We start from the raw sequence: 21,197 nt of genomic DNA, 5'->3' as shown, positions 1-21,197 counted from the left end.
CTCAATGTGACTCAGGCCCGCCCCCAGGTCAATGATTCCCAGCGAGGAAATGAAGAGTTAGAGTGATGCTCTAACCCATCGACTCAAAAGGTGGTGGATCGGCGTGCGGCTGACCCCTACGGAGCGCGACCGGCTGCTGCTGCGCAGCGCCGCGGAACTGGCCAGGGCCCGGCGGGCCCGGGGCCTGCGGCTCAACGTCCCCGAGGCCACGGCGCTCATCGCGGACACGGTCTGCGAGGCCGCACGCGACGGCAAGCGCCTCGCGGAGGCCATCGAGGAGGCCCGGAGCGTGCTGGGCCCCGGTGACGTGCTGCCCGGCGTGGCCGACGTGGTCACCGAGGTGCACGTGGAGGCCGTCTTCGACGACGGCTCCCGCCTCGCGGTGGTCTCCTCCCCGATCCAGGGCGCGGTCTCGCTCGGCGAGGACGCCCCGGGCGCGGTCGTACCGGGTCCCGGCGCCCCCCAGCCGGAGCCGGTCCTGCACCTGCGGGTGCGCAACACCGCCTCCGTGCCGGTGAGCGTCACCTCCCACTTCCACTTCTTCGAGGCGAACCCCCGCCTCGACTTCGACCGCTCCGCGGCCTACGGGATGCGGCTGTGCGTACCGGCCGGCTCCTCGGTGCGCTTCGACCCGCACGGCGAGGGCGAGGTCGGGCTGGTCCCGATCGGCGGCGACCGGATCGCGATCGGCTTTGCCGGGCTGGTCGACGGCCCGCTCGACGCCCCCGGAGCCAAGGAGGAGGCCCTGCGCAGGGCCGCCGCCTGCGGCTACCTGGGCACCTCCGCCGAAACCCCCGCAGACGCCCCGGAAGGAGACCAGGCGTGAGCCGTCAGACCCCCCACACCGACCACAGCGCGCACTGCGCCCCCGGCAGCCGGCACATCGACCCGCACGAGTACGCCTCCGTCTTCGGCCCCCGTGCCGGCGACCGGGTCCGGCTCGGCGACTCCGGACTGACCGTCCGGGTGGAGCACGACGCGCAGAAGCCCGGTGACGAGTTCCTGGCGGGCTTCGGCAAGACCGCCCGCGACGGCCTGCACCTGAAGGGCGCCGCCGTCCGCGAGACCTGTGACGTGGTCATCAGCAACGTCCTGGTCATCGATGCCGTCCTCGGCATCAGGAAGGTCTCGATCGGCATCCGCGAGGGCCGGATCCACGCCATCGGCCGGGCGGGCAACCCCGACACCCTCGACGGGGTGGACGTGGTCGTCGGCACCGGCACGAGCATCGTCTCCGGCGAGGGCCTGATCGCCACCGCCGGAGCCGTGGACACCCACGTACACCTGCTCTCCCCCCGGATCATGGAGGCCTCGCTCGCCGCGGGCGTCACCACCGTCATCGGCCAGGAGTTCGGCCCCGTCTGGGGCGTCGGCGTCAACTCCCCGTGGGCCCTGAAGCACGCCTTCAACGCCTTCGACGCCTGGCCCGTCAACATCGGCTTCCTGGCCCGTGGTTCCTCCTCGGACGCCGCGCCCCTGGTCGAGGCCCTGGCCGAGGGTGGTGCCAGCGGGTTCAAGGTCCACGAGGACATGGGCGCCCACACCCGCGCCCTGGACACCGCCCTGCGCGTGGCGGAGGAGCACGACGTGCAGGTGGCCCTGCACTCCGACGGCCTCAACGAGTGCCTCTCGGTCGAGGACACCCTGCGCGTCCTGGAGGGCCGCACGATCCACGCCTTCCACATCGAGGGCTGCGGCGGCGGACACGTCCCCAACGTCCTGAAGATGGCGGGCGTCCCGAACGTGATCGGCTCCTCCACCAACCCCACCCTGCCCTTCGGCCGGGACGCGGTCGCCGAGCACTACGGCATGATCGTCTCCGTCCACGACCTCAAGCCGGACCTCCCCGGCGACGCCGCCATGGCCCGTGACCGCATCCGTGCGGGGACCATGGGGGCCGAGGACGTCCTGCACGACCTGGGCGCCATCGGCATCACCTCCTCCGACGCCCAGGGCATGGGCCGGGCGGGTGAGACCATCCGCCGCACCTTCGCCATGGCCGCCAAGATGAAGGGCGAGCTCGGCCCGCTGGAGGGCGACGGCGAGGGCGACGACAACGCCCGCGTGCTGCGCTACATGGCGAAGCTGACGATCAACCCGGCCATCGCGCACGGTCTGGCCCACGAGATCGGTTCCATCGAGATCGGCAAGCTCGCCGACATCGTGCTGTGGCGCCCGCAGTTCTTCGGCGCCAAGCCGCAGCTCGTCCTCAAGTCCGGCTTCCCGGCCTACGGGGTCACCGGCGACCCCAACGCCGCCACCGATACCTGCGAACCCCTCGTCCTCGGCCCGCAGTTCGGCTCGTACGGGGCCACGGCCGCGGACATCTCCGTCGCCTTCGTCTCCGCGGCCGCCGCGGCCCTCGGCTCCGACGAGATGCCGACCCGCCGCCGCCGGGTGGCCGTCCGCGGCACCCGCGGCATCGGCCCCAAGGACATGCTCCTCAACTCCCGGACGGGCGCGGTCGACGTGGACGCGCGCAGCGGACTCGTCTCCCTCGACGGGGAACCGCTGCGCTCCGAAGCGGCCGAATCGGTCTCCCTCAACCGCCTGTACTTCCTGTAAGCCCGTAAGGACCCCGCCATGAACGCACAGCCCGCGAACCCCGCCAAGCCCGCCGCCCACGGTTTCCGGATGCCCGCCGAGTGGACGCCCCACGAGCGCACCTGGATGGCCTGGCCCAGCCCCAATTCGACCTTCACCAACGAGCAGGAGCTCGCCGAGGCCCGGCAGGCCTGGGGCGCCGTCGCCCGCGCGGTGCGCGCGTACGAGCCCGTGACCCTCGTGGTCGCCCCGGGCGACGCCCACGGCGCCCGCGCCATCGTCGGCGAGGACGTCGAACTGGTCGAGCGCGACCTCGACGACGCCTGGATGCGCGACATCGGCCCCACCTTCGTCACCAACGACGCCGGCGAACTGGCCGCCGTCGACTGGACCTTCAACGGCTGGGGCGCCCAGGAATGGGCCCGCTGGGACCACGACTCCAAGATCGCCCGGCACATCTCCGACCTCGTCGGCACCCGCACCTTCAGCACCCCGCTCGTCAACGAGGGCGGCGCCATCCACGTCGACGGCGAGGGCACCGTGCTCCTCACCGACACCGTGCAGCTGGGCAAGGGCCGCAACCCCGACTGGACCCGCGAGCAGGTCGAGCGGGAGGTCCACGCCCACCTCGGCACGACCAAGGCCATCTGGCTGCCCTACGGCCTGGCCGGTGACTACGGCACCTACGGCACCCAGGGCCACGTGGACATCGTCGCCGCCTTCGCCCGCCCCGGCGTGGTCATGGTCCACACCCAGCCCGACCCGGCCCACCCGGACCACGAGCGCTGCAAGACCATCGCCGCCATCCTGCGCGCCTCCACCGACGCGCAGGGCCGCCGCCTGGAGGTCGTCGAGATCCCCGCGCCGACCGTCCTGGAGGAGGACGGCGAGTGGGTGGACTACTCGTACATCAACCACTACCTCTGCAACGGCGGCGTGGTCCTGTGCTCCTTCGACGACCCGCGCGACGAGGAGGCCGCCGAGATCTTCCGCGGACTGTTCCCCGAGCGGACCGTGACCCTCGTTGACGCACGTACGATTTTCGCCGGGGGTGGCGGTATCCACTGCATCACCCAGCAGCAGCCGAAGGTCTGACCTTGGGCGGACCGATGAAGGAGTGACCCATGGCGGCGGGCGGAGTACCGGTACGGGCGGCGCGCAAGAACGCGCCCCCGCGCGAGGACGTACTCGCAGCCGCCATGGCCACGATCGCCGAGCGCGGACTCGATGGCCTGACCATGGCCGGCCTCGGCCGGCAGGTCGGCATGAGCAGCGGCCACCTCCTCTACTACTTCCGCAGCAAGGACGAGCTCCTGCTGCAGACCCTGGAGTGGAGCGAGGCGGCGCTCGGCGCCCGGCGCCGGTCCCTGCTCTCGCGCCGCGAGCCGGCGGGCGAGCGGCTGCGCGCCTACGTGGACCTGTACGTGCCCGACGGCCCCCGGGACCCGCACTGGACGCTGTGGCTGGAGGTCTGGAACCGCTCCCAGGACGCCGGCCCGGCCGAACGCGACCGGCAGGCCGCCATCGAGGGGGCCTGGCACCGCGACCTGGTCGCCCTGCTCGCCGAGGGCATCTCGCGCGGGGAGTTCCGCGCGGTGGACCCCGACCGCTTCGGGGCCCGGCTGCGGGCCCTGCTCGACGGGTTCAGCATCCAGGTGGCCGTCGGCCTGCCCGGCATAGGACGCGAGGACATCCTGGAACACGTACGGGAGTTCCTCGCGGAGGCCCTCGCCGTCCGGTGAAACCGGCCTGCGGGCCGCCTGCCGGACGGCGGCTGCCCGCATGCTGAGACCGACGTCCAGCAGCGGTGGACCCTGTGCCACACTGCGTGCGTGTCTGCTCAGCTCATGATTATGGACAGCAGCGCGCCGGTCCTCTGTGACCGCTGAACCGTGGACCACCTCCGCGGCAGCGGCCACCGTGCCTCAGACCCGCGCGCAGACCTCTCGCACCCGCGAGAGGTTTTTTCGTTTCCCGGCCCGAAATCATGCCGGAAACGGGCAGCGCGCGATGATGGGGGCAGTGGATCCCCGGTCTCCGGAACCACTCATCCGACAGGAGTCAGATCAGCATGACGACGACAGAGGCGACGGCGACTGCGCCGGCAGAGGCACTCGACGACGGCTTCCACGTCTTCGACACCACGCTGCGCGACGGCGCCCAGCGTGAGGGCATCAACCTCACGGTCGCGGACAAGCTGGCCATCGCGCGGCACCTGGACGAGTTCGGAGTCGGCTTCATCGAGGGCGGCTGGCCCGGCGCCAACCCCCGCGACACCGAGTTCTTCGCCCGCGCCCGCGCCGAGATCGACTTCAAGAACGCCCGGCTGGTCGCCTTCGGAGCCACCCGCCGGGCCGGCGGCTCGGCCGCCGCGGACCCGCAGGTCCGCGCCCTCCTGGAGTCCGGCGCCCCGGTGATCACCCTCGTCGCCAAGTCCCACGACCGGCACGTCGAGCTCGCCCTGCGCACCACCCTGGACGAGAACCTGGAGATGGTCCGCGACACCGTCTCCCACCTGGTCGCCCAGGGCCGCCGCGTCTTCGTCGACTGCGAGCACTTCTTCGACGGCTACCGGGCCAACCCCGAGTACGCCAAGTCCGTGGTGCGCACCGCCCACGAGGCCGGCGCCGACGTGGTCGTCCTCTGCGACACCAACGGCGGCATGCTCCCCGCGCAGATCACCGCGGTCGTCTCCACGGTCCTCGCCGACACCGGCGCCCGCCTGGGCATCCACGCCCAGGACGACACGGGCTGCGCCGTCGCCAACACCCTCGCCGCCGTCGACGCGGGCGCCACGCACGTCCAGTGCACCGCGAACGGCTACGGAGAGCGCGTCGGCAACGCCAACCTCTTCCCCGTCGTCGCCGCGCTGGAGATCAAGTACGGCCGCAAGGTCCTCCCCGAGGGCGCCCTCGCCGAGATGACCCGCATCTCGCACGCCATCGCCGAGGTCGTCAACCTCACCCCCTCCACGCACCAGCCGTACGTCGGCGTCTCCGCCTTCGCGCACAAGGCGGGCCTGCACGCCTCGGCGATCAAGGTCGACCCGGACCTGTACCAGCACATCGACCCCGAGCGGGTCGGCAACACCATGCGCATGCTGGTCTCCGACATGGCCGGCCGCGCCTCCATCGAGCTCAAGGGCAAGGAGCTCGGCGTCGACCTCGGCGGGGACCGCGCGCTGATCTCCCGGGTGGTCGAGCGGGTCAAGGAGCGCGAGCTCCAGGGCTACACCTACGAGGCCGCCGACGCCTCCTTCGAGCTGCTGCTGCGCGCCGAGGCCGAGGGCCGGGCCCGCAAGTACTTCCGCATCGAGTCCTGGCGGGCGATCGTCGAGGACCGCCCGGACGGCACCCACGCCAACGAGGCCACGGTCAAGCTGTGGGCCAAGGGCGAGCGCATCGTCGCCACGGCCGAGGGCAACGGCCCGGTCAACGCCCTGGACCGGGCCCTGCGCGTCGCCCTGGAGCGCTTCTACCCCCAGCTGGCCAAGTTCGAGCTGATCGACTACAAGGTCCGCATCCTGGAGGGCAAGCACGGCACGGAGTCCACGACCCGCGTCCTGATCGCCACGACCGACGGCACCCGCGACTGGAACACGGTGGGCGTCGCCCCGAACGTCATCGCCGCTTCCTGGCAGGCCCTGGAGGACGCCTACACCTACGGCCTCCTGCACGCGGGCGTGGAACCGGCGGAGTAGCCCCTGGGGACGGGCGCTTATGCCCGACTCACACAGGAAAGTTCCGGTTCGGGTAGCGTCGTCACTATGAGGACCAGGCTGATATCCGTACGTTTTGGATCGATCCTGTCCGGTCTGTTGCTGGCCCTGTCGGCGACCGCCGTGGCGGTCGCCCCGCAGTCCGCGGCCGACACCGGGGTGGCCGCCGTGGGGGAGGCCCTCAGGAAGGGGCCCGTCTACGTCGATCCCGGGGCACGGGCGCAGCTGTCGGCGGCGCAGGCCGATGCGCTGGCGGCGAAGATCAAGGACGCCGGGAAGCCGGTGTTCGTCGCCGTGCTGCCCGCCACCGCCGCCTTCCCGCAGGACAAGGTGCTCAGCGCCGTCCGCACCGAGACCGGGATCACCGGCCTCTACGCGATCCGGCTCGGCGACGGGTTCAACGCGGGCGCCGACCGGGCCGTCATGCCGCAGAACGCCGTGCGCAACCTCGTGGACGCCGTGAAGACCGGCGCGCCGGCGGACGCGGCCACCCAGCTGAACGACTTCGTCGACCAGGCCCTCGGCCAGGTCAAGGGCCACGCCCCGGACTCCTGGGGCGGCGCCTCCGCAGGCGGCGGGTCCGCTGCCGGCACGCTGATCGCCCTCGGCGCGGTGGCCGTGGTCGGCGGCGGGGGCGGGTACCTGCTGGTCAAGCGGAACCGGAAGAGGAAGGAAGAGGCCCGGCGGGAGGCGATCGCGCGGCTGAGCGTGGTCGTCGACGAGGACATCACCGCCTTCGGCGAGGAGCTCGACCGGCTCGACTTCCACCCCGGCGAGCCCGGCGCCGACGACGCCATGCGCAAGGACTACGAGCAGAGCCTCGACTCCTACGAGCGGGCCAAGCAGATCATGGCCTCGGTGCAGCGCCCCGAGGAGGTGCAGGGGGTGACCCAGGCGCTGGAGGACGGGCGGTTCGCCCTCGCCCGGCTCGACGCGCGGCGCCGGGGCGAGCCCGTGCCCGAGCGGCGGGCACCCTGCTTCTTCGACCCCCGGCACGGTCCGAGCACCGAGGACGCGCAGTGGGCCCCGCCCGGCGGAGCGGCGCGTACGGTGCCGGTCTGCACGGCGGACGCCATCCGGCTGCGGGACGGCCTGGACCCGGCGGTGCGCACCGTGGACACCGAGTACGGGCCGCGCCCCTACTACGACGCCGGCCCCGCGTACGGGCCCTGGGCGGGCGGCTACTTTGGCGGCGGCATGCTGCCCGGCCTGCTGATGGGCACGATGCTCGGGTCGATGATGTCCAGCCCGGCCTACGCCTCGGACTTCGGCGGTGGCATGGGCGGCGGGTTCGACGGGGGCGACGCCTCCGGAGCCGACTTCAACCCGTCCGACTTCGGCGGCGGGGACTTCGGCGGCGGTGGCGGCTTCGACGGGGGCGGAGGCTTCGACGGCGGGGGCGGCTGGTAGCCGCCCCCGGGGGCTCCGGTCAGGCCTGCTTGATCGCCGAGATGTCGAAGGTCAGCTTCACCTTGTCGCTGACCATCACCCCGCCGGCCTCCAGCGCGGCGTTCCAGGTCAGCCCCCAGTCGGAGCGCAGGATCTCCGCCGAGCCCTCGAAGCCGACGCGCTCGTTGCCGTAGACGTCGGTCGCGGAGCCGGTGAACTCCAGGTCGATGGAGAGCGGGCGCGTGACGTCCTTGATGGTCAGGTCGCCGCTGATGCGGTACGTGTCACCGCCCACGCGGGCCGCCGAGGTGGAGCGGAAGGTCATCAGCGGGAAGAGCTCGGCGTCGAAGAAGTCGCTGCCCAGCAGGTGGGCGTCGCGGTCGGCGATGCCGGTGCCCACCGAGGCGATCTTGACGTCGATGGAGGCGGTGGAGCGCGACGGGTCGCGGCCGTCCAGGTGCAGCGCGCCCTCGTGCTCGGCGAAGGAGCCGCGGACGTTGGTCACCATGGCGTGGCGGACGGTGAAGCCGATGCTGCTGTGGGCGGCGTCGATGACGTAGTCGCCGGTGAGCGCGGCGAGCGCCGGGTCGACGTCGAGCGTGGCGACCGCGCCTTCCTGGACGGGGGCGGCGTTGCGGGTGCGGCGGGAGAAGAGAGCCATGACATCCTCCTGGGGAGTCCTGCGGTTTCGTTGAAGTTTCAACAAGAGAAACGGTAGAGCCATTCCGTTCAAATTTCAACTACATCACCCGTTCGGACCCCGTTTTATAGGAACCCCACAACCCGCACGGGTCCCCGCTGGGGGAGTCCATGCATGCTTCGGCGGTTCTGTCCGGCCCGCACAGCAGGAGGGGTCCGAGACTGTGCGGAACCAACGGAGGGTTTTGACGGCCCGGCTTCGTAAGGTCGGTACATGACCGTTGTGGACCAGACTCCGAGCGAGCCGACGGACGCCCGCGGGCGCGTGGCCGAGCTGCACTCCCTCCGCGAGGAGGCCCGGCGCGGCCCCAGCGACCGCGCGACCGAGGCGCAGCACGCCAAGGGCAAGCTGACCGCCCGTGAGCGCATCGCGCTCCTGCTCGACGAAGGTTCCTTCCGGGAGGTCGAGCAGCTGCGCCGGCACCGGGCGACCGGTTTCGGGCTGGAGGCCAAGAAGCCGTACACCGACGGTGTGATCACCGGCTGGGGCACGGTCGAGGGCCGGACGGTCTTCGTCTACGCGCACGACTTCCGCATCTTCGGCGGCGCCCTGGGCGAGGCCCACGCCACGAAGATCCACAAGATCATGGACATGGCCATCGCGGCCGGTGCCCCGCTGGTCTCCCTCAACGACGGCGCGGGCGCCCGTATCCAGGAGGGCGTCTCCGCCCTCGCCGGCTACGGCGGCATCTTCCAGCGCAACACCAAGGCCTCGGGCGTCATCCCGCAGATCTCGGTCATGCTCGGCCCCTGCGCCGGCGGCGCCGCCTACTCCCCGGCCCTCACGGACTTCGTGTTCATGGTCCGGGACACCTCGCAGATGTTCATCACCGGCCCGGACGTCGTGCGCGCCGTCACGGGCGAGGAGATCACCCAGAACGGCCTCGGCGGCGCCGACGTGCACGCCGAGACCTCGGGCGTCGCGCACTTCGCGTACGACGACGAGGAGACCTGCATCGCCGAGGTCCGCTACCTCATCACGATGCTCCCCTCCAACAACCGCGAGAACCCCCCGGTCCATGAGAACACCGACCCGGTCGACCGGCGCTCGGACGTCCTCCTGGACCTGGTCCCCGCGGACGGCAACCGCCCGTACGACATGCTCAAGGTCATCGAGGAGCTCGTCGACGACGGCGACGTCCTGGAGATCCACGAGCGCTGGGCCCGCAACATCATCTGCGCCATGGCGCGGATGGACGGCCAGGTCGTGGGCATCATCGCCAACCAGCCCGGCCACCTCGCCGGCGTCCTGGACATCCACGCCTCCGAGAAGGCCGCGCGCTTCGTCCAGATGTGCGACGCCTTCAACATCCCGATCATCACGCTGCTGGACGTCCCCGGCTTCCTGCCGGGCGTCGACCAGGAGCACGGCGGCATCATCCGCCACGGCGCCAAGCTGCTGTACGCGTACTGCAACGCCACCGTCCCGCGGATCTCCCTGATCCTGCGCAAGGCCTACGGCGGCGCGTACATCGTCATGGACTCCCAGTCCATCGGCGCCGACCTGACCTACGCCTGGCCCACCAACGAGATCGCCGTCATGGGCGCGGAGGGCGCGGCCAACGTGATCTTCCGCAAGCAGATCGCGGACGCCGAGGACCCCGAGGCCATGCGAGCCCGGATGGTCAAGGAGTACAAGGCCGAGCTGATGCACCCGTACTACGCGGCCGAGCGCGGCCTCGTGGACGACGTCATCGACCCCGCCGAGACCCGCGCCGTACTCGTCAGCGCCCTCGCGATGCTCCGCACCAAGCACGCCGATCTGCCGTCCCGCAAGCACGGCAACCCGCCGCAGTAAACGACGCTGAGGAGACCTGCCGACGATGAGCACCGCTACCGACACCCTGCTGAAGGTCGAGAAGGGCAACGCCGCGCCCGAGGAGCTGGCCGCGATCACCGCGATCCTGCTCGCCCGCGCCGCCGCCACCCCCGAAGAGGCCGCCACCACCCCCCGTTCCACCGCCGGCTGGCGCCGGCTGGAGCGCAGCCGGGGCTTCCAGGCCCCGCACAGCTGGCAGGGCTGAGCAGCAGCAGCGCACGTCCGAAGGCCCCGCACCCGTCCAGGGTGCGGGGCCTTCGCCGTGTCCGCGCGGCACCGCGCCCGGGCCGCGCCTCCGCTCCCCGGGTACGGCGAAGGCCCCCGTGCCGTGGCACGGGGGCCTTTCCGCGGTTCCGCTCTGTTTACCGAAGCCGTGCCATGAGGGCGTGTTCCACGAGGGTGATGAGCGCGCTCTTGGCGTCTCCGCGGTGGCGGGCGTCGGTGGTGATGATGGGCGCGTCGGGGCCGATCTGGAGGGCTTCCCGGACTTCTTCGGGGGTGTAGGGCTGGTGTCCGTCGAAGCCGTTGAGGGCGATGACGAAGGGGAGGCCGCTGTTTTCGAAGTAGTCGACGGCGGGGAAGCAGTCGGCGAGGCGTCGGGTGTCGACGAGGACGACGGCGCCGATGGCGCCGCGGACGAGGTCGTCCCACATGAACCAGAAGCGGTCCTGTCCGGGGGTACCGAAGAGGTACAGGATCAGGTCCTGGTCCAGGGTGATGCGGCCGAAGTCCATGGCGACCGTGGTGGTCGTCTTGTCACCGGTGTGGGTGAGGTCGTCGATGCCGGCCGAGGCGCTGGTCATGACGGCTTCGGTGCGCAGCGGGTTGATCTCGGAGACCGCGCCGACGAACGTGGTCTTGCCCACGCCGAAGCCGCCCGCCACCACGATCTTCGCGGAGGTGGTGGAGCGAGCCGCTCCGCCGTTAGAGCTTGCGAAGTCCACTGAGCACCCTTTCGAGCAGTGTCACATCTGGCTGGCCGCCGGCAGACTCGTCGCCGCCGGGCTGGTGAATGGCGACAAGGCCCGCCTCCGCCAAGTCGGCTACGAGGATGCGGGCGACACCAAGAGGAATGGAGAGAAGTGCCGAGATCTCCGCAACGGATTTGATCTCCTGGCACAGACGGCAGATGCGCTGGTGCTCGGGCAACTGCCCTTGCAGCCGCGCGGGATCGGCCGTGGTACTGACCAGCGCCTCGATGGCGAGCTGGTAGCGCGGCCGGGTCCGGCCGCCGGTCATCGCGTACGGGCGCACCAGCGGGTTGTGCGCCTTCGGAGCCTGCGGCTGCGCGGCCCGAGGGGGCTGCTGGGGAAGCCGGTGAGGCGCCTGGGGCTGCTGGGGCTGGCCGTACGGCTGCTGCGCGTAGCTGGGAGCGGAGGGGAAGTTGAAGCGGTTCTGGTCGTGCCCACCCTGCGGCTGCTGGCCGCCATAAGGATGTCCTCCGGGTGTTGTCACGTTTCCTCCTCCGACTCCAAGAACGCAGTACTACCTGTGCAACCGCGCCACCGCACCCTACGGTGCGATGACGCGAAACGCACTGCCTGTTTGCTAGTTGAGAAGGCTTCCCTGCAGCTCCGCGCGCAGGTCCGGGGTGAGGACGCTGCCGGCGCGGTCCACGAGGAGGGCCATCTCGTAGCCCACGAGGCCGATGTCGCACTCGGGGTGCGCGAGCACCGCGAGCGACGAACCGTCGGAGACCGACATGAGGAAGAGGAATCCCCGGTCCATCTCCACCACGGTCTGGTTGACGGCGCCGCCCTCGAAGATGCGGGAGGCTCCGGCGGTCAGCGAGGTCAGACCGGAGGCCACGGCCGCCAGCTGATCGGCGCGGTCGCGCGGGAATCCGTCGGACATCGCCAGCAGAAGGCCGTCGGCGGAGACCACCACCGTGTGGGACACCCCGGGGGTGTTGTCCACGAAGTTGGTGATCAACCAGTTCAGGTTCTGCGCCGCCTGGCTCATCGCGCTCACACTAACGCTCCTGGTCATAGCTGTTACTTGACTGCTCGGAACCCGCGCTGCGTCCCTGCTGGACACCGCGTCGCAGGTTGCTCAACCTGCCGCGGACGTCCTCCGGGGCGCGGGAGACCTGGGGGCCGCCCTGCGGGGTCGTCTCCGCAGCGCCCTCGACCAGGTTGGCCTTGGGCACCCGCCGAGGGAGACCGGACGAGGTGACTCCGCCCGCCTTCGGCTCACGGAGCTTGCCGGCCTGCTGCCAGCGCTCGTCGTTCGTCGAGCGCCAGCCCCCGGCCGTATTGTCCTCCGGGCTCCCCTTCGGTTCGGCGGGCTGCTGCTGTCGCTGCGGCCGCTGCTCGAAGAGGGATCCGGTGGGCTCCGCTTCCTTCTGTCCGGAGCCCCACTGCTGCTGGCTGCCGCGTCGCGGCAGGCCCGCTCCGGTCAACGCGTGACCGGCGTCGGAAGCGGCGCCCGGACGGTCGAAGCCTACGCGGTCCAGGGCCGGTTCGGGAGCGGCCGGGGGTTCCGATTCGCTCCCGTAGTCCTGCTGGTAGGCCTCCGAGTAGGTGTTCTGCTCGGGCCATGCGGCCTGCGGGGACTGCTCCGCGTAGCCGCCGTCGTACGCCTGCGCGGGCTGCTGCTGGTCCTGGTAGCCGACTTCCGGATAGGCATAGCCCTGCTCCGGGAACGCCTCGTAGGACTGCTGCTGGGCCTGCTCCTCGTACGGGGCCTCGTAGCCCTGCGCGGACGGCTGCTCGTACTCCTGGTACGGCTGGTACGCGTGCTCGGGCTGAGGTTCCGCATAGCCCTCCGCAGCATACTGCTGCTCGGACTGCTGAGCCTGCTCCTGCCCGAAGTTGAGCTGCGCCTCCAGGGCGGCCCGGCGCTCCTCGCGGCCCAGGGACCGCACGACCGGGTCGACCTGCTTCTCGGCGCCGCCCTGGTCGCCCTGGGCCTCGTAGCGCGAGTCGTCGAAGCCGAGCTCGGCGGCCGTCCGCAGCGGGGCGGCCTGCTGGGCCTGCTGCTCGGGGATGATCGAGGAGACGGTGAAGTCGTCGTCCGGGATGCCCTCGCCACCGCCACCGTGGGTGATGGCGTCGGGGAGCATGACCAGCGAGGTGGTGCCGGCCTGCTCGCCCGAGGGGCGCAGCTGGACGCGGATGCTGTGGCGGTCCGCCAGCCGGCCGACCACGAACAGGCCCATGCGCTGCGAGATCGCGGCGTCCACGGTCGGCGGGTTGGCCAGCTTGTGGTTGATGTCCGCGAAGTCCTCGGCGGTGAGGCCGATGCCCTTGTCGTGGATCTCGATCATCACGCGGCCGTCGGGCAGACGCGTGGCGTTGACCCGGACCTTGGTCTGGGGGGAGGAGAACGTGGTGGCGTTCTCCAGTAGCTCGGCGAGCAGGTGCACGAGGTCGGTCACGGCCTGGCCGTGGATCTCGGCCTCCGAGACGCCCGAGAGCTCGATGCGCTCGTACTGCTCCACCTCGGAGGAGGCGGCGCGGAGCACGTCGACCAGGGGGACCGGCTGGTCCCAGCGGCGGCCCGGGTTCTCACCCGCGAGGATGAGGAGGTTCTCGCCGTTGCGGCGCATACGGGTGGCCAGGTGGTCCAGGCGGAAGAGGTTCTCCAGCTGGTCCGGGTCGGCCTCGTTGTTCTCCAGGTCGGTGATGAGGGTCAGCTGGCCCTCGATCAGCGACTGGTTGCGCATGGAGAGGTTCGTGAAGATCGCGTTGACGTTCCCTCGCAGGAGCGCCTGCTCGGCGGCGAGCCGGACCGCTTCCCGGTGGACCTGGTCGAAGGCGCGGGCGACCTCGCCGATCTCGTCCTGGGAGTTGATCGGGATCGGCTGCACGCGGGTGTCGACCTTGCCCGGGTCGGTGCGCGAGAGCTGGTCGACGAGCATCGGCAGGCGCTGCTCGGCGATGTCGAAGGCGGAGGTGCGCAGGCGCAGCATCGAGCGGCTCATCTGGCGGGCCATCAGCGCGGCCAGGATGAAGGCGGCGAGCAGGGCCACGACCACGATGGCGCCGGTCAGGATGGCGTCACCCTGGGCCTTGTCGGAGATCGCGACGGTGTCCTTGACGGCCTTGTCGAGGAGTTCCTTCTCGATCTCGGCGTAGCCGTCGAACTTGGCGGTGGCGGCCGCCTGCCAGGCCGGCGGGGTGGTGCCGTTCAGGGCGAGCTTGGCGGGCTTGTCGCCGCTGGCTATCGCCTCGGTCATGCCGGTGAGCGCGGAGCCGTTGACCACGGGCGGGGCCTTGAAGGGCGTGCCGGCCTGCTCGGCGGCCTGCTTGGCCTGGGCGAGCTTGGCGGCGCCCTCCTGGGACTTCTTGCCCATGACCTCCTTGAGCCGGTTGGTGTCCTCGTCGGTACCGGCGGCGACGTACTCGCCGGCGGCGATCTCTTCGAGGTAGGCGTAGGAGGAGAAGGCGACGAGCTGGGCCTTGCGGACGTTCTCGTCCTCGTTCGGGCGGACCAGCAGGTGCGTGCCGATGGAGCGCTGGAGCGAGTTGGCCGCCTTGGCCAGCTCGATCGCGTAGACCATGCGGCCGTAGCTGGTGACGTTCCCGGTGCCCAGGCCCAGTTCGTTGGAGAACTGCATCAGGTAGTGCTGGACCAGCACGTAGCCCTCTTCGGTCGGCACCGGGCCGGCCGAGGCGGGGAGGTTCTTCTTGGGGGACTCCGGGACGGCGTAGGCCGTCTTGCGGACCTGCTCCAGCTTGGGCTCCTCCTGGCGGAAGAGCTCAAGACGGCGCTCCAGGCCCTGCTTCTTGGGCATGCCCTTCACGGCCGCCGCGAACTTGGCCTTGGCCGCGTCGGTGGCCGCGTAGGCCTTGGTCACGGCGTCGTTGTTGCGGTCGCCCTTGAGGAGCGGCTCGGCGCTGATGTCGCGCTCGTTGAGGAGGGCCTGGCCGTATTCGGCCGCCGCCTGGACGATGCGGACGGTCTTCTCCGCGTCCTTCGCCTCGTTCCAGGTGTCGATCGAGCCCTTCACCTGGAAGCCGCCCATGACCAGTCCGACGAGGACGGGCACGAGGAGGATGGCGTTCAGACGCGTCGGCACGCGCCAGTTGCGGGGGGAGAGCTTGCTGGTGCTGCCGCCGCTCGCGGGTGGCTCCACGGGCACGTCGACGGACGACGCGGCCGCGCGCTGCGGCGGGGTGAAGTTGCCCCGCGCGGATTCATCCGCGGGGCTCGCATTGCTTCGCCTCACTCGACCAACAACCTCTCGGCGGTGCTACTAGCTAGTTCGTTGAATTCCAGCACGGGTAACGGCCGTGTTCCAAACAGTTGAATCCGGCCGTTCTTCGATCGATCCGTCCGGTGTAAGTCGGACATAAGGAGCGAGTTTCACCAAAAGGCGGCCCGGCCGTGCGCGCAGTGACACCGAACGGCTGCACCGGGTGGCCGACTCGGGGTAATTCTCTGTCGAAACGTTATGAACGCCGCGGCGGGCCGTGTCAAAGGACACAGCCCGCCGAGCAGTTGTGCTTCCGGCCTTCACCGAATGCCCTGATTTTCTTCCGCACTACTTCAGACGTGCCATGAGAGCGTGTTCCACGAGGGTGATCAGTGCGCTCTTGGCGTCTCCGCGGTGGCGGGCGTCGGTGGTGATGATGGGCGCGTCGGGGCCGATCTGGAGGGCTTCCCGGACTTCTTCGGGGGTGTAGGGCTGGTGTCCGTCGAAGCCGTTGAGGGCGATGACGAAGGGGAGGCCGCTGTTTTCGAAGTAGTCGACGGCGGGGAAGCAGTCGGCGAGGCGTCGGGTGTCGACGAGGACGACGGCGCCGATGGCGCCGCGGACGAGGTCGTCCCACATGAACCAGAAGCGGTCCTGTCCGGGGGTACCGAAGAGGTACAGGATCAGGTCCTGGTCCAGGGTGATGCGGCCGAAGTCCATGGCGACCGTGGTGGTCGTCTTGTCACCGGTGTGGGTGAGGTCGTCGATGCCGGCCGAGGCGCTGGTCATGACGGCTTCGGTGCGCAGCGGGTTGATCTCGGAGACCGCGCCGACGAACGTGGTCTTGCCCACGCCGAAGCCGCCCGCCACCACGATCTTCGCGGAGGTGGTGGAGCGAGCGGCACCGCCGTTAGAGCTTGCGAAGTCCACTGAGCACCCTTTCGAGCAGCGTTACGTCCGGCGTTCCGCCGGCCTCTCCATTGCCCGGCTGGTGGATGGCCACCATGCCGGCCTCGGCCAGGTCGGCGACGAGGATGCGCGCGACGCCGAGCGGCATCGACAGCAGGGCGGAGACCTCCGCGACCGACTTCACCTCGCGGCACAGGGTGCAGATGCGCTGGTGCTCCGGCAGCAGGCCGGACAGGTGCATCGGATCGGCCGTGGTGCTGACCAGCGCCTCGATGGCGAGCTGGTAGCGCGGCCGGGTCCGGCCGCCGGTCATCGCGTACGGACGTACCAGCGGCTGGTCGCCTTCCGAGTACGCGTCTCCGTACGCATCGGGATAGGCGGGGGGCGGGGTCATTGATCCTCCGGGCTGGACAGCAGTGGTCAGCGTGCCGTCTGACGGGGCGGCCGGTGGGGGGAGCAAGACGGCCTTCGGGGGGTACTGGGTTCCGGGACGCGGTCCCGGTCCTCCCGGCCGGAAGTACCGTCCGGCCGGGAGAGGGGTTGTCAGGTGAGAAGGCTTCCCTGGAGTTCCGCGCGCAGGTCCGGGGTGAGGACGTTGCCGGCGCGGTCCACGAGGAGGGCCATCTCGTAGCCGACGAGGCCGATGTCGCACTCGGGGTGCGCCAGGACGGCCAGGGAGGATCCGTCGGAGACGGACATGAGGAAGAGGAATCCCCGGTCCATCTCCACCACGGTCTGGTTGACGGCGCCGCCCTCGAAGATCCGGGAGGCCCCGGCGGTCAGCGAGGTCAGACCGGAGGCCACGGCCGCCAGCTGGTCGGCGCGGTCACGGGGGAACCCTTCGGACATGGCCAGAAGGAGTCCGTCGGCGGAGACCACCACGGTGTGGGACACCCCGGGGGTGTTGTCCACGAAGTTGGTGATCAACCAGTTCAGGTTCTGTGCCGCCTGGCTCATCGAGCTCAACTATCGCTCCTGCTGGTAAGTGGGGTCGATGTGGTAACTGCCGGTCGCGGGGCCGGAGCCGCCGGCCTGCCGTCCCTGCTGGATACCGCGTCGGAGGTTGGTGAGACGGCCGCGCACGTCGTCCGGGGCACGCGACACCTGCGGCCCGGCCGGGGTGTCGGCCTGCTGCTGGGCGGTACCCGCTACGAGGTTGGCCCGCGGCACCCGCCGGGGGAGCCCCGAGGTGGTGATCCCGCCGGCGGCGGGCTGGCGCACGCGCTCGGCCTGCCGCATCAGCTCGTCGTTGGGGGAGGACCGCCAGCTGACCGTCGGCGTGCTGCCGGTGACCGCCGTGGCGGGCTCGGCAGCGAAATCCTGTCCCCGCTGCGGCAGCGACTGCTGCTGCTGGGGGGCCGGCGTCTGCTGGGGCTGCTGCGGAACGGACGGCGCCTGTCCGGCGGACGGGCCGCCGTTCTGGCCGGACCAGTTCGACTCCAGCGTATCGAAGATCGGACTGCGCACCTCACCACCGGGCTGCCCCTGGGCCGGCGGCAGCGCCTCCGGCTGGTACGCCTGCGGGAGCTGCGGGGCCTCGGCACGCGGGGCCGGCATGGGCGCGGGGGCGTAGCCGCCGGGCTGCTGGTCCTGGTGCTGGGGCCGCTGGTCCGCGTAACCGCCGACACCGGGGCCGCCCGGGCGGGCGAACTGGCCGGTCGAGGACGGGTCGAAGGGGCCGCCCATCTGCGGGCGCTCGAACTGTCCGGTGGCGGACGGGTCCTGGGGACCGCGTACGTCGGGACGCTCGAACTGGCCGGTCGTGGAGTTGGCGGGGGTGCCGCCGCCGGCCGGCGGGTACGGGGCGTTGAAGTCCGGGCGGGCGAACTCCGCCGTCGAGCCGGGGCCCGACAGCTCGTCGTGGCCGCGCGGGGCCTCCTGCCCGGCCTGGGCGTTGCCCCAGCTGGGCGTCTGCGGCATCCCGGCGGGGCCGCCCGCACCCGGGAGCGCCGGCCGTCCGGTGGCGCCGCCCTGCGGGGGCAGCTGCGGCCGGCGGCGCTTGACGGGGGCTCCGGGGCCGGCCTGCTGCCCGGGCTGCGGCTGGCCGAGGCCCGGCCCGCCCTGGGGCTGCTGCTGCGGACGCTCGAAGCCGCTGCCCTGCGGCGGGAAGACGCCGGGTCCGGCGGCCTGGGGCACGCCCGCGGGACGGGCCTGCGGACCGCTGAAGAGGTTGTTGTCCTGGCCCGCCGGAGCACCGGCGGGGCCGCCCTGGCCTCGGTTCGGCAGCGGGGCACCGCCGCCGAAGCCGCCCTGGCCCTGCGCCTGGCCCGTCGGGGCGGCGGGGCCGCCCTGCGGACGGGGACCCTGGCCCTGCGGACGCTGCTGCGCACCGCCGCCGGGACCGCCCTGGCCGGGCAGCGCGGCACGCTGGCCGCCGCCGACCTGTCCGCGCTGCTGGCCCGCGCCCACCGGGGGACGCGCGCCCGCGCCGGGCACGGAACCCTGGCCGCCGGGAGCACCCTGGCCGCCCGGGGCCCCGGCCTGGCCGCCCTGACCCGCCATCGGACCCGGCTTCTTGCCGCCCTGGGCGACGTCGACCGGAAGCATGACGAGCGCGGTCGTACCGCCCGAGTCGGAGGGGCGCAGCTGGATGCGGATGCCGTGTCGCAGGGACAGGCGGCCGACCACGAACAGGCCCATGCGGCGGGAGACGGAGACGTCCACGGTCGGCGGCGACGCGAGCCGCTCGTTGATCGCGGCGAGGTCCTCGGGGGACAGGCCGATACCGGTGTCGTGGATCTCGACCAGCACGCGGCCGTCGGGCAGCGCGTGGCCGGTGACCTTGACCTTGGTCTGCGGGGAGGAGAACGAGGTGGCGTTCTCCAGCAGCTCGGCGAGGAGGTGCACGAGGTCGTTGACGACGCGGCCGGCGACATCGGTGCCGGGCACCGCCGCCAGCTCGATGCGCTCGTACTGCTCCACCTCGGACGCGGCGGCGCGGAGCACGTCGACGAGCGGGACGGGGCGGGTCCACCGGCGGCCGGGCTCCTCGCCCGCGAGGACGAGGAGGTTTTCACCGTTACGCCGCATTCGGGTGGCGAGGTGGTCGAGCTTGAAGAGGGAGGAGAGCTGGTCCGGGTCGGCCTCGCGCGACTCCAGTTCGGAGATGAGCGACAGCTGACGCTGGATGAGGCCCTGGGAGCGGCGCGAGAGGTTGGTGAACATCGCGTTGACGTTGCCCCGGAGGAGGGCCTGCTCGGCGGCGAGGCGGACGGCCTCGCGGTGCACGTCGTCGAAGGCCGCGGCCACCTGGCCGATCTCGTCGCGGGTGTGCAGGCCGACGGACTCCACGGAGGTGTCCACGTCCTGCGGGTCCGACTCCGAGAGCTGCTTGACGAGCTCGGGCAGTCGGTCCTGGGCGACCCGCGTCGCGGTGTCCTGGAGGCGGCGCAGCGAGCGGATCATGGACCGGGCCATGACGAACGCGCCGACGAGGGAGACACCGAGGACGAGGAGGATCAGGGCACCGTTGATGATGGCGTCCTGCTGCGACTCGTTCTTGAGCTCGCGGGCCTTCTGCTCCATGTCTTCGAGCAGGGTCAGCTCGATGACCTTCATGGCCTGGAGCTTGGTGTCGTCGGCGTCGTACCAGTCCATCCAGGACCGGTTCTTCTCCTTGCCGAACTGCCCCTGGGTGCTCAGCACGCGGCGGGCGTAGTGGTCGGCGCTGCCGATCTCGGTGTTGCCGTCGCCGAGCGCCGCGAGGAGTTCCTCGGGCTTGCCCTGGTAGACGAGTTCGAAGGTCTTCTTCGACTGGCTCTCACCGCGCAGCGCGGAGAGGGCGTAGAGGCGGTCGTTCTCCTCCAGCTTGCCCGGCTTGTCGCCGCTCTCGGGGAGCGAGGCGGCGATGATCGCGCGCTGGATGGAGGCGTACTCCTTGGCGGAGGAGAAGGCCGCCAGGGCGCGGGTGCGCTTGATCATCTCGGGGCTGGAGGTGGCCTGGGCCATGTCCTGCGACAGCGAGAGCAGCGAGACGATCAGCGCGTTGTACTCGGTGACCGTCTGCTGGGCGCCGTTCATGTACGCCTTTTTGCGGATGTCCTCGATGCCGGTGAGCTGGCGGCCGATCTGCAGGATGTTGTTGCGGATCGACTTGAGGGTCTCGTCCTTGTCCTCCGCGTTGTCGACCTTGTCGGTCGCGGCGGCGAAGGCCTTGGCGGCGGCGTCGGTCTGGTCGCGGACACCCTCGACGAGGCTGTTGGCCTTGCCGTCCTTGGTGATCGACATCGGACCGGCCGACTTGTCCCGCTCCTCCTGGAGCATGGCGGCCAGGTTGGTGGCCTGCCGGGTCATCGTCGTCAGCAGCTGCATGTGCTCCAGCTGGGCGATGTCGTTGAGCGAGTCGTTGATGCGGAAGCCACCGAGGGTGGTGGCCGCGACGACGGGCAGGGTCAGCAGCGACACCAGTCGCGTGCTGATGCGCCAGTTCTGCATGGCGAGACGGGAACCGGGCCCGCTGGGGGCCTTCGGTATCGCCTCGTCCTGCTCGACGGTCTCGGTCTTGGCCTTGCCCTTGGACCGGCTCGCCTTCGGGGCCTTGGGGGCCTTGCCGGACTTCCCGCGGCCCTTGGCCTTCCCCGAGGGGGAGGTCTCGGACCCCGCCCCTTCGAGTGCCGGGCCGCGGCCCGGGGCGTGCTGGGGCGAGGCGCCACGGTCGGTCCCGCCGAGCGGCTCCTGCTCCGCCGCAGCTTCCCCTCGGCCCTGAAGGGCCTGGGGAGACCCCTTGCCATCCCTCTTGAATCGTCCCTGCACTAGCGTCGCAACCTCTGGACCAGGCGTTCCACCGGATGAGCGGCGGAACGGTGTCGAGTCGTGGGGCACTGACGGCCCCATGGTGGTCGTCGGTGACCGGCGCGTCTCCCTCTCATTGCCACCGCGCTCGGCGCTCTCTTGCGCCACCTGCGCGCCGGCTGATACCCGCGGCGGTCTCGCGAATTCCAGCACAGTGGGGGATCTCCAACAAGGTGCGCGTGTCGCCC

The 21,197-nt window shown here is 71.2% G+C and carries 17 protein-coding genes; 8 read left to right on the top strand and 9 right to left on the bottom strand.

Annotated features, from left to right (window positions below):
- Window positions 1-103 precede the first annotated feature (103 nt).
- The 6 genes from ureA (at window position 104) to AB0F18_RS02285 (ending at window position 7,672) form a co-directional block, all read left to right on the top strand.
- The gene (gene ureA, locus AB0F18_RS02310) at window positions 104-826 is read left to right on the top strand and encodes an urease subunit gamma (protein ID WP_362053856.1); all 723 of its coding nucleotides are present in this window, start codon (window positions 104-106) and stop codon (window positions 824-826) included.
- A gap of 56 nt (window positions 827-882) precedes the next feature.
- On the top strand, window positions 883-2,565 hold the full coding sequence (locus AB0F18_RS02305; protein ID WP_362053974.1) for an urease subunit alpha: 1,683 nt from the start codon (window positions 883-885) through the stop codon (window positions 2,563-2,565).
- An 18-nt stretch (window positions 2,566-2,583) separates the two neighbouring features.
- Window positions 2,584-3,639: an agmatine deiminase family protein gene (locus AB0F18_RS02300; protein WP_362053853.1), complete on the top strand. Its 1,056-nt coding sequence runs from the start codon at window positions 2,584-2,586 to the stop codon at window positions 3,637-3,639.
- A gap of 29 nt (window positions 3,640-3,668) precedes the next feature.
- Window positions 3,669-4,286, top strand: a complete 618-nt coding sequence (locus AB0F18_RS02295; protein ID WP_362053850.1) for a TetR/AcrR family transcriptional regulator — start codon at window positions 3,669-3,671, stop codon at window positions 4,284-4,286.
- 329 nt (window positions 4,287-4,615) lie between these two features.
- Window positions 4,616-6,244: a citramalate synthase gene (gene cimA, locus AB0F18_RS02290; protein ID WP_362053847.1), complete on the top strand. Its 1,629-nt coding sequence runs from the start codon at window positions 4,616-4,618 to the stop codon at window positions 6,242-6,244.
- Window positions 6,245-6,310: 66 nt separating this feature from the next.
- Entirely contained in the window at window positions 6,311-7,672 is a 1,362-nt protein-coding gene (locus AB0F18_RS02285; protein WP_362053844.1) for a hypothetical protein, read from the top strand.
- A gap of 19 nt (window positions 7,673-7,691) precedes the next feature.
- On the opposite strand, the gene AB0F18_RS02280 is transcribed toward AB0F18_RS02285, so the two are convergent.
- Window positions 7,692-8,312, bottom strand: a complete 621-nt coding sequence (locus tag AB0F18_RS02280) for a YceI family protein (protein WP_362053841.1) — start codon at window positions 8,310-8,312, stop codon at window positions 7,692-7,694.
- Between the two features lie 252 nt (window positions 8,313-8,564).
- On the opposite strand from AB0F18_RS02280, the gene AB0F18_RS02275 reads away from it, so the two are divergent.
- Window positions 8,565-10,148 carry an acyl-CoA carboxylase subunit beta gene (locus AB0F18_RS02275; RefSeq protein WP_362053838.1) on the top strand — a complete coding sequence of 528 codons (1,584 nt, stop codon included), beginning with the start codon at window positions 8,565-8,567 and terminating at the stop codon, window positions 10,146-10,148.
- A 25-nt stretch (window positions 10,149-10,173) separates the two neighbouring features.
- Window positions 10,174-10,374 carry an acyl-CoA carboxylase subunit epsilon gene (locus AB0F18_RS02270; RefSeq protein ID WP_362053835.1) on the top strand — a complete coding sequence of 67 codons (201 nt, stop codon included), beginning with the start codon at window positions 10,174-10,176 and terminating at the stop codon, window positions 10,372-10,374.
- A 157-nt stretch (window positions 10,375-10,531) separates the two neighbouring features.
- Here AB0F18_RS02270 and AB0F18_RS02265 read toward each other — a convergent pair whose 3' ends face one another.
- The 8 genes from AB0F18_RS02265 to AB0F18_RS02230 all read right to left on the bottom strand — a co-directional run bounded on the left by AB0F18_RS02265 (window position 10,532) and on the right by AB0F18_RS02230 (window position 20,970).
- Window positions 10,532-11,113 (bottom strand): ATP/GTP-binding protein, encoded by a 582-nt coding sequence (locus tag AB0F18_RS02265; RefSeq protein ID WP_079429940.1) that lies wholly within the window; start codon window positions 11,111-11,113, stop codon window positions 10,532-10,534.
- On the bottom strand, window positions 11,094-11,624 hold the full coding sequence (locus AB0F18_RS02260) for a DUF742 domain-containing protein (protein ID WP_362053832.1): 531 nt from the start codon (window positions 11,622-11,624) through the stop codon (window positions 11,094-11,096). The genes AB0F18_RS02265 and AB0F18_RS02260 overlap by 20 nt, the downstream gene beginning before the upstream one ends.
- A 93-nt stretch (window positions 11,625-11,717) precedes the next feature.
- The gene (locus tag AB0F18_RS02255) at window positions 11,718-12,131 is read right to left on the bottom strand and encodes a roadblock/LC7 domain-containing protein (protein ID WP_030037347.1); all 414 of its coding nucleotides are present in this window, start codon (window positions 12,129-12,131) and stop codon (window positions 11,718-11,720) included.
- 10 nt (window positions 12,132-12,141) lie between these two features.
- Window positions 12,142-15,342 carry a nitrate- and nitrite sensing domain-containing protein gene (locus AB0F18_RS02250; RefSeq protein WP_362053829.1) on the bottom strand — a complete coding sequence of 1,067 codons (3,201 nt, stop codon included), beginning with the start codon at window positions 15,340-15,342 and terminating at the stop codon, window positions 12,142-12,144.
- A 315-nt stretch (window positions 15,343-15,657) separates the two neighbouring features.
- Window positions 15,658-16,239: an ATP/GTP-binding protein gene (locus AB0F18_RS02245; RefSeq protein WP_079429943.1), complete on the bottom strand. Its 582-nt coding sequence runs from the start codon at window positions 16,237-16,239 to the stop codon at window positions 15,658-15,660.
- On the bottom strand, window positions 16,220-16,612 hold the full coding sequence (locus tag AB0F18_RS02240) for a DUF742 domain-containing protein (protein ID WP_266573763.1): 393 nt from the start codon (window positions 16,610-16,612) through the stop codon (window positions 16,220-16,222). Before AB0F18_RS02240 ends, AB0F18_RS02245 begins: the two co-directional genes overlap by 20 nt.
- 149 nt (window positions 16,613-16,761) lie before the next feature.
- Window positions 16,762-17,175, bottom strand: coding sequence for a roadblock/LC7 domain-containing protein (locus AB0F18_RS02235; protein WP_042820501.1), 414 nt, complete (start codon window positions 17,173-17,175; stop codon window positions 16,762-16,764).
- 9 nt (window positions 17,176-17,184) lie between these two features.
- The gene (locus tag AB0F18_RS02230) at window positions 17,185-20,970 is read right to left on the bottom strand and encodes a nitrate- and nitrite sensing domain-containing protein (RefSeq protein WP_362053825.1); all 3,786 of its coding nucleotides are present in this window, start codon (window positions 20,968-20,970) and stop codon (window positions 17,185-17,187) included.
- Window positions 20,971-21,197: the final 227 nt, after the last annotated feature.

The sequence above is a fragment of the Streptomyces sp. NPDC029216 genome (assembly GCF_040648015.1).
In the GTDB taxonomy this organism is placed as follows: domain Bacteria; phylum Actinomycetota; class Actinomycetes; order Streptomycetales; family Streptomycetaceae; genus Streptomyces.
Note: the sequence above shows the minus strand (reverse complement) of the source record. Positions and strands in the feature narration are given on the sequence as shown.

Bases quoted from the DNA above. Each gene is read 5' to 3' on its own strand.
- AB0F18_RS02285 (WP_362053844.1), top strand. From the start codon at position 6,311: ATGAGGACCAGGCTGATATCCGTACGTTTTGGATCGATCCTGTCCGGT.
- AB0F18_RS02275 (WP_362053838.1), top strand. From the start codon at position 8,565: ATGACCGTTGTGGACCAGACTCCGAGCGAGCCGACGGACGCCCGCGGG.
- AB0F18_RS02300 (WP_362053853.1), top strand. From the start codon at position 2,584: ATGAACGCACAGCCCGCGAACCCCGCCAAGCCCGCCGCCCACGGTTTC.
- AB0F18_RS02270 (WP_362053835.1), top strand. From the start codon at position 10,174: ATGAGCACCGCTACCGACACCCTGCTGAAGGTCGAGAAGGGCAACGCC.
- AB0F18_RS02280 (WP_362053841.1), bottom strand. From the start codon at position 8,312: ATGGCTCTCTTCTCCCGCCGCACCCGCAACGCCGCCCCCGTCCAGGAA.
- AB0F18_RS02240 (WP_266573763.1), bottom strand. From the start codon at position 16,612: ATGACCCCGCCCCCCGCCTATCCCGATGCGTACGGAGACGCGTACTCG.
- cimA (WP_362053847.1), top strand. From the start codon at position 4,616: ATGACGACGACAGAGGCGACGGCGACTGCGCCGGCAGAGGCACTCGAC.
- AB0F18_RS02255 (WP_030037347.1), bottom strand. From the start codon at position 12,131: ATGAGCCAGGCGGCGCAGAACCTGAACTGGTTGATCACCAACTTCGTG.
- AB0F18_RS02295 (WP_362053850.1), top strand. From the start codon at position 3,669: ATGGCGGCGGGCGGAGTACCGGTACGGGCGGCGCGCAAGAACGCGCCC.
- AB0F18_RS02235 (WP_042820501.1), bottom strand. From the start codon at position 17,175: ATGAGCCAGGCGGCACAGAACCTGAACTGGTTGATCACCAACTTCGTG.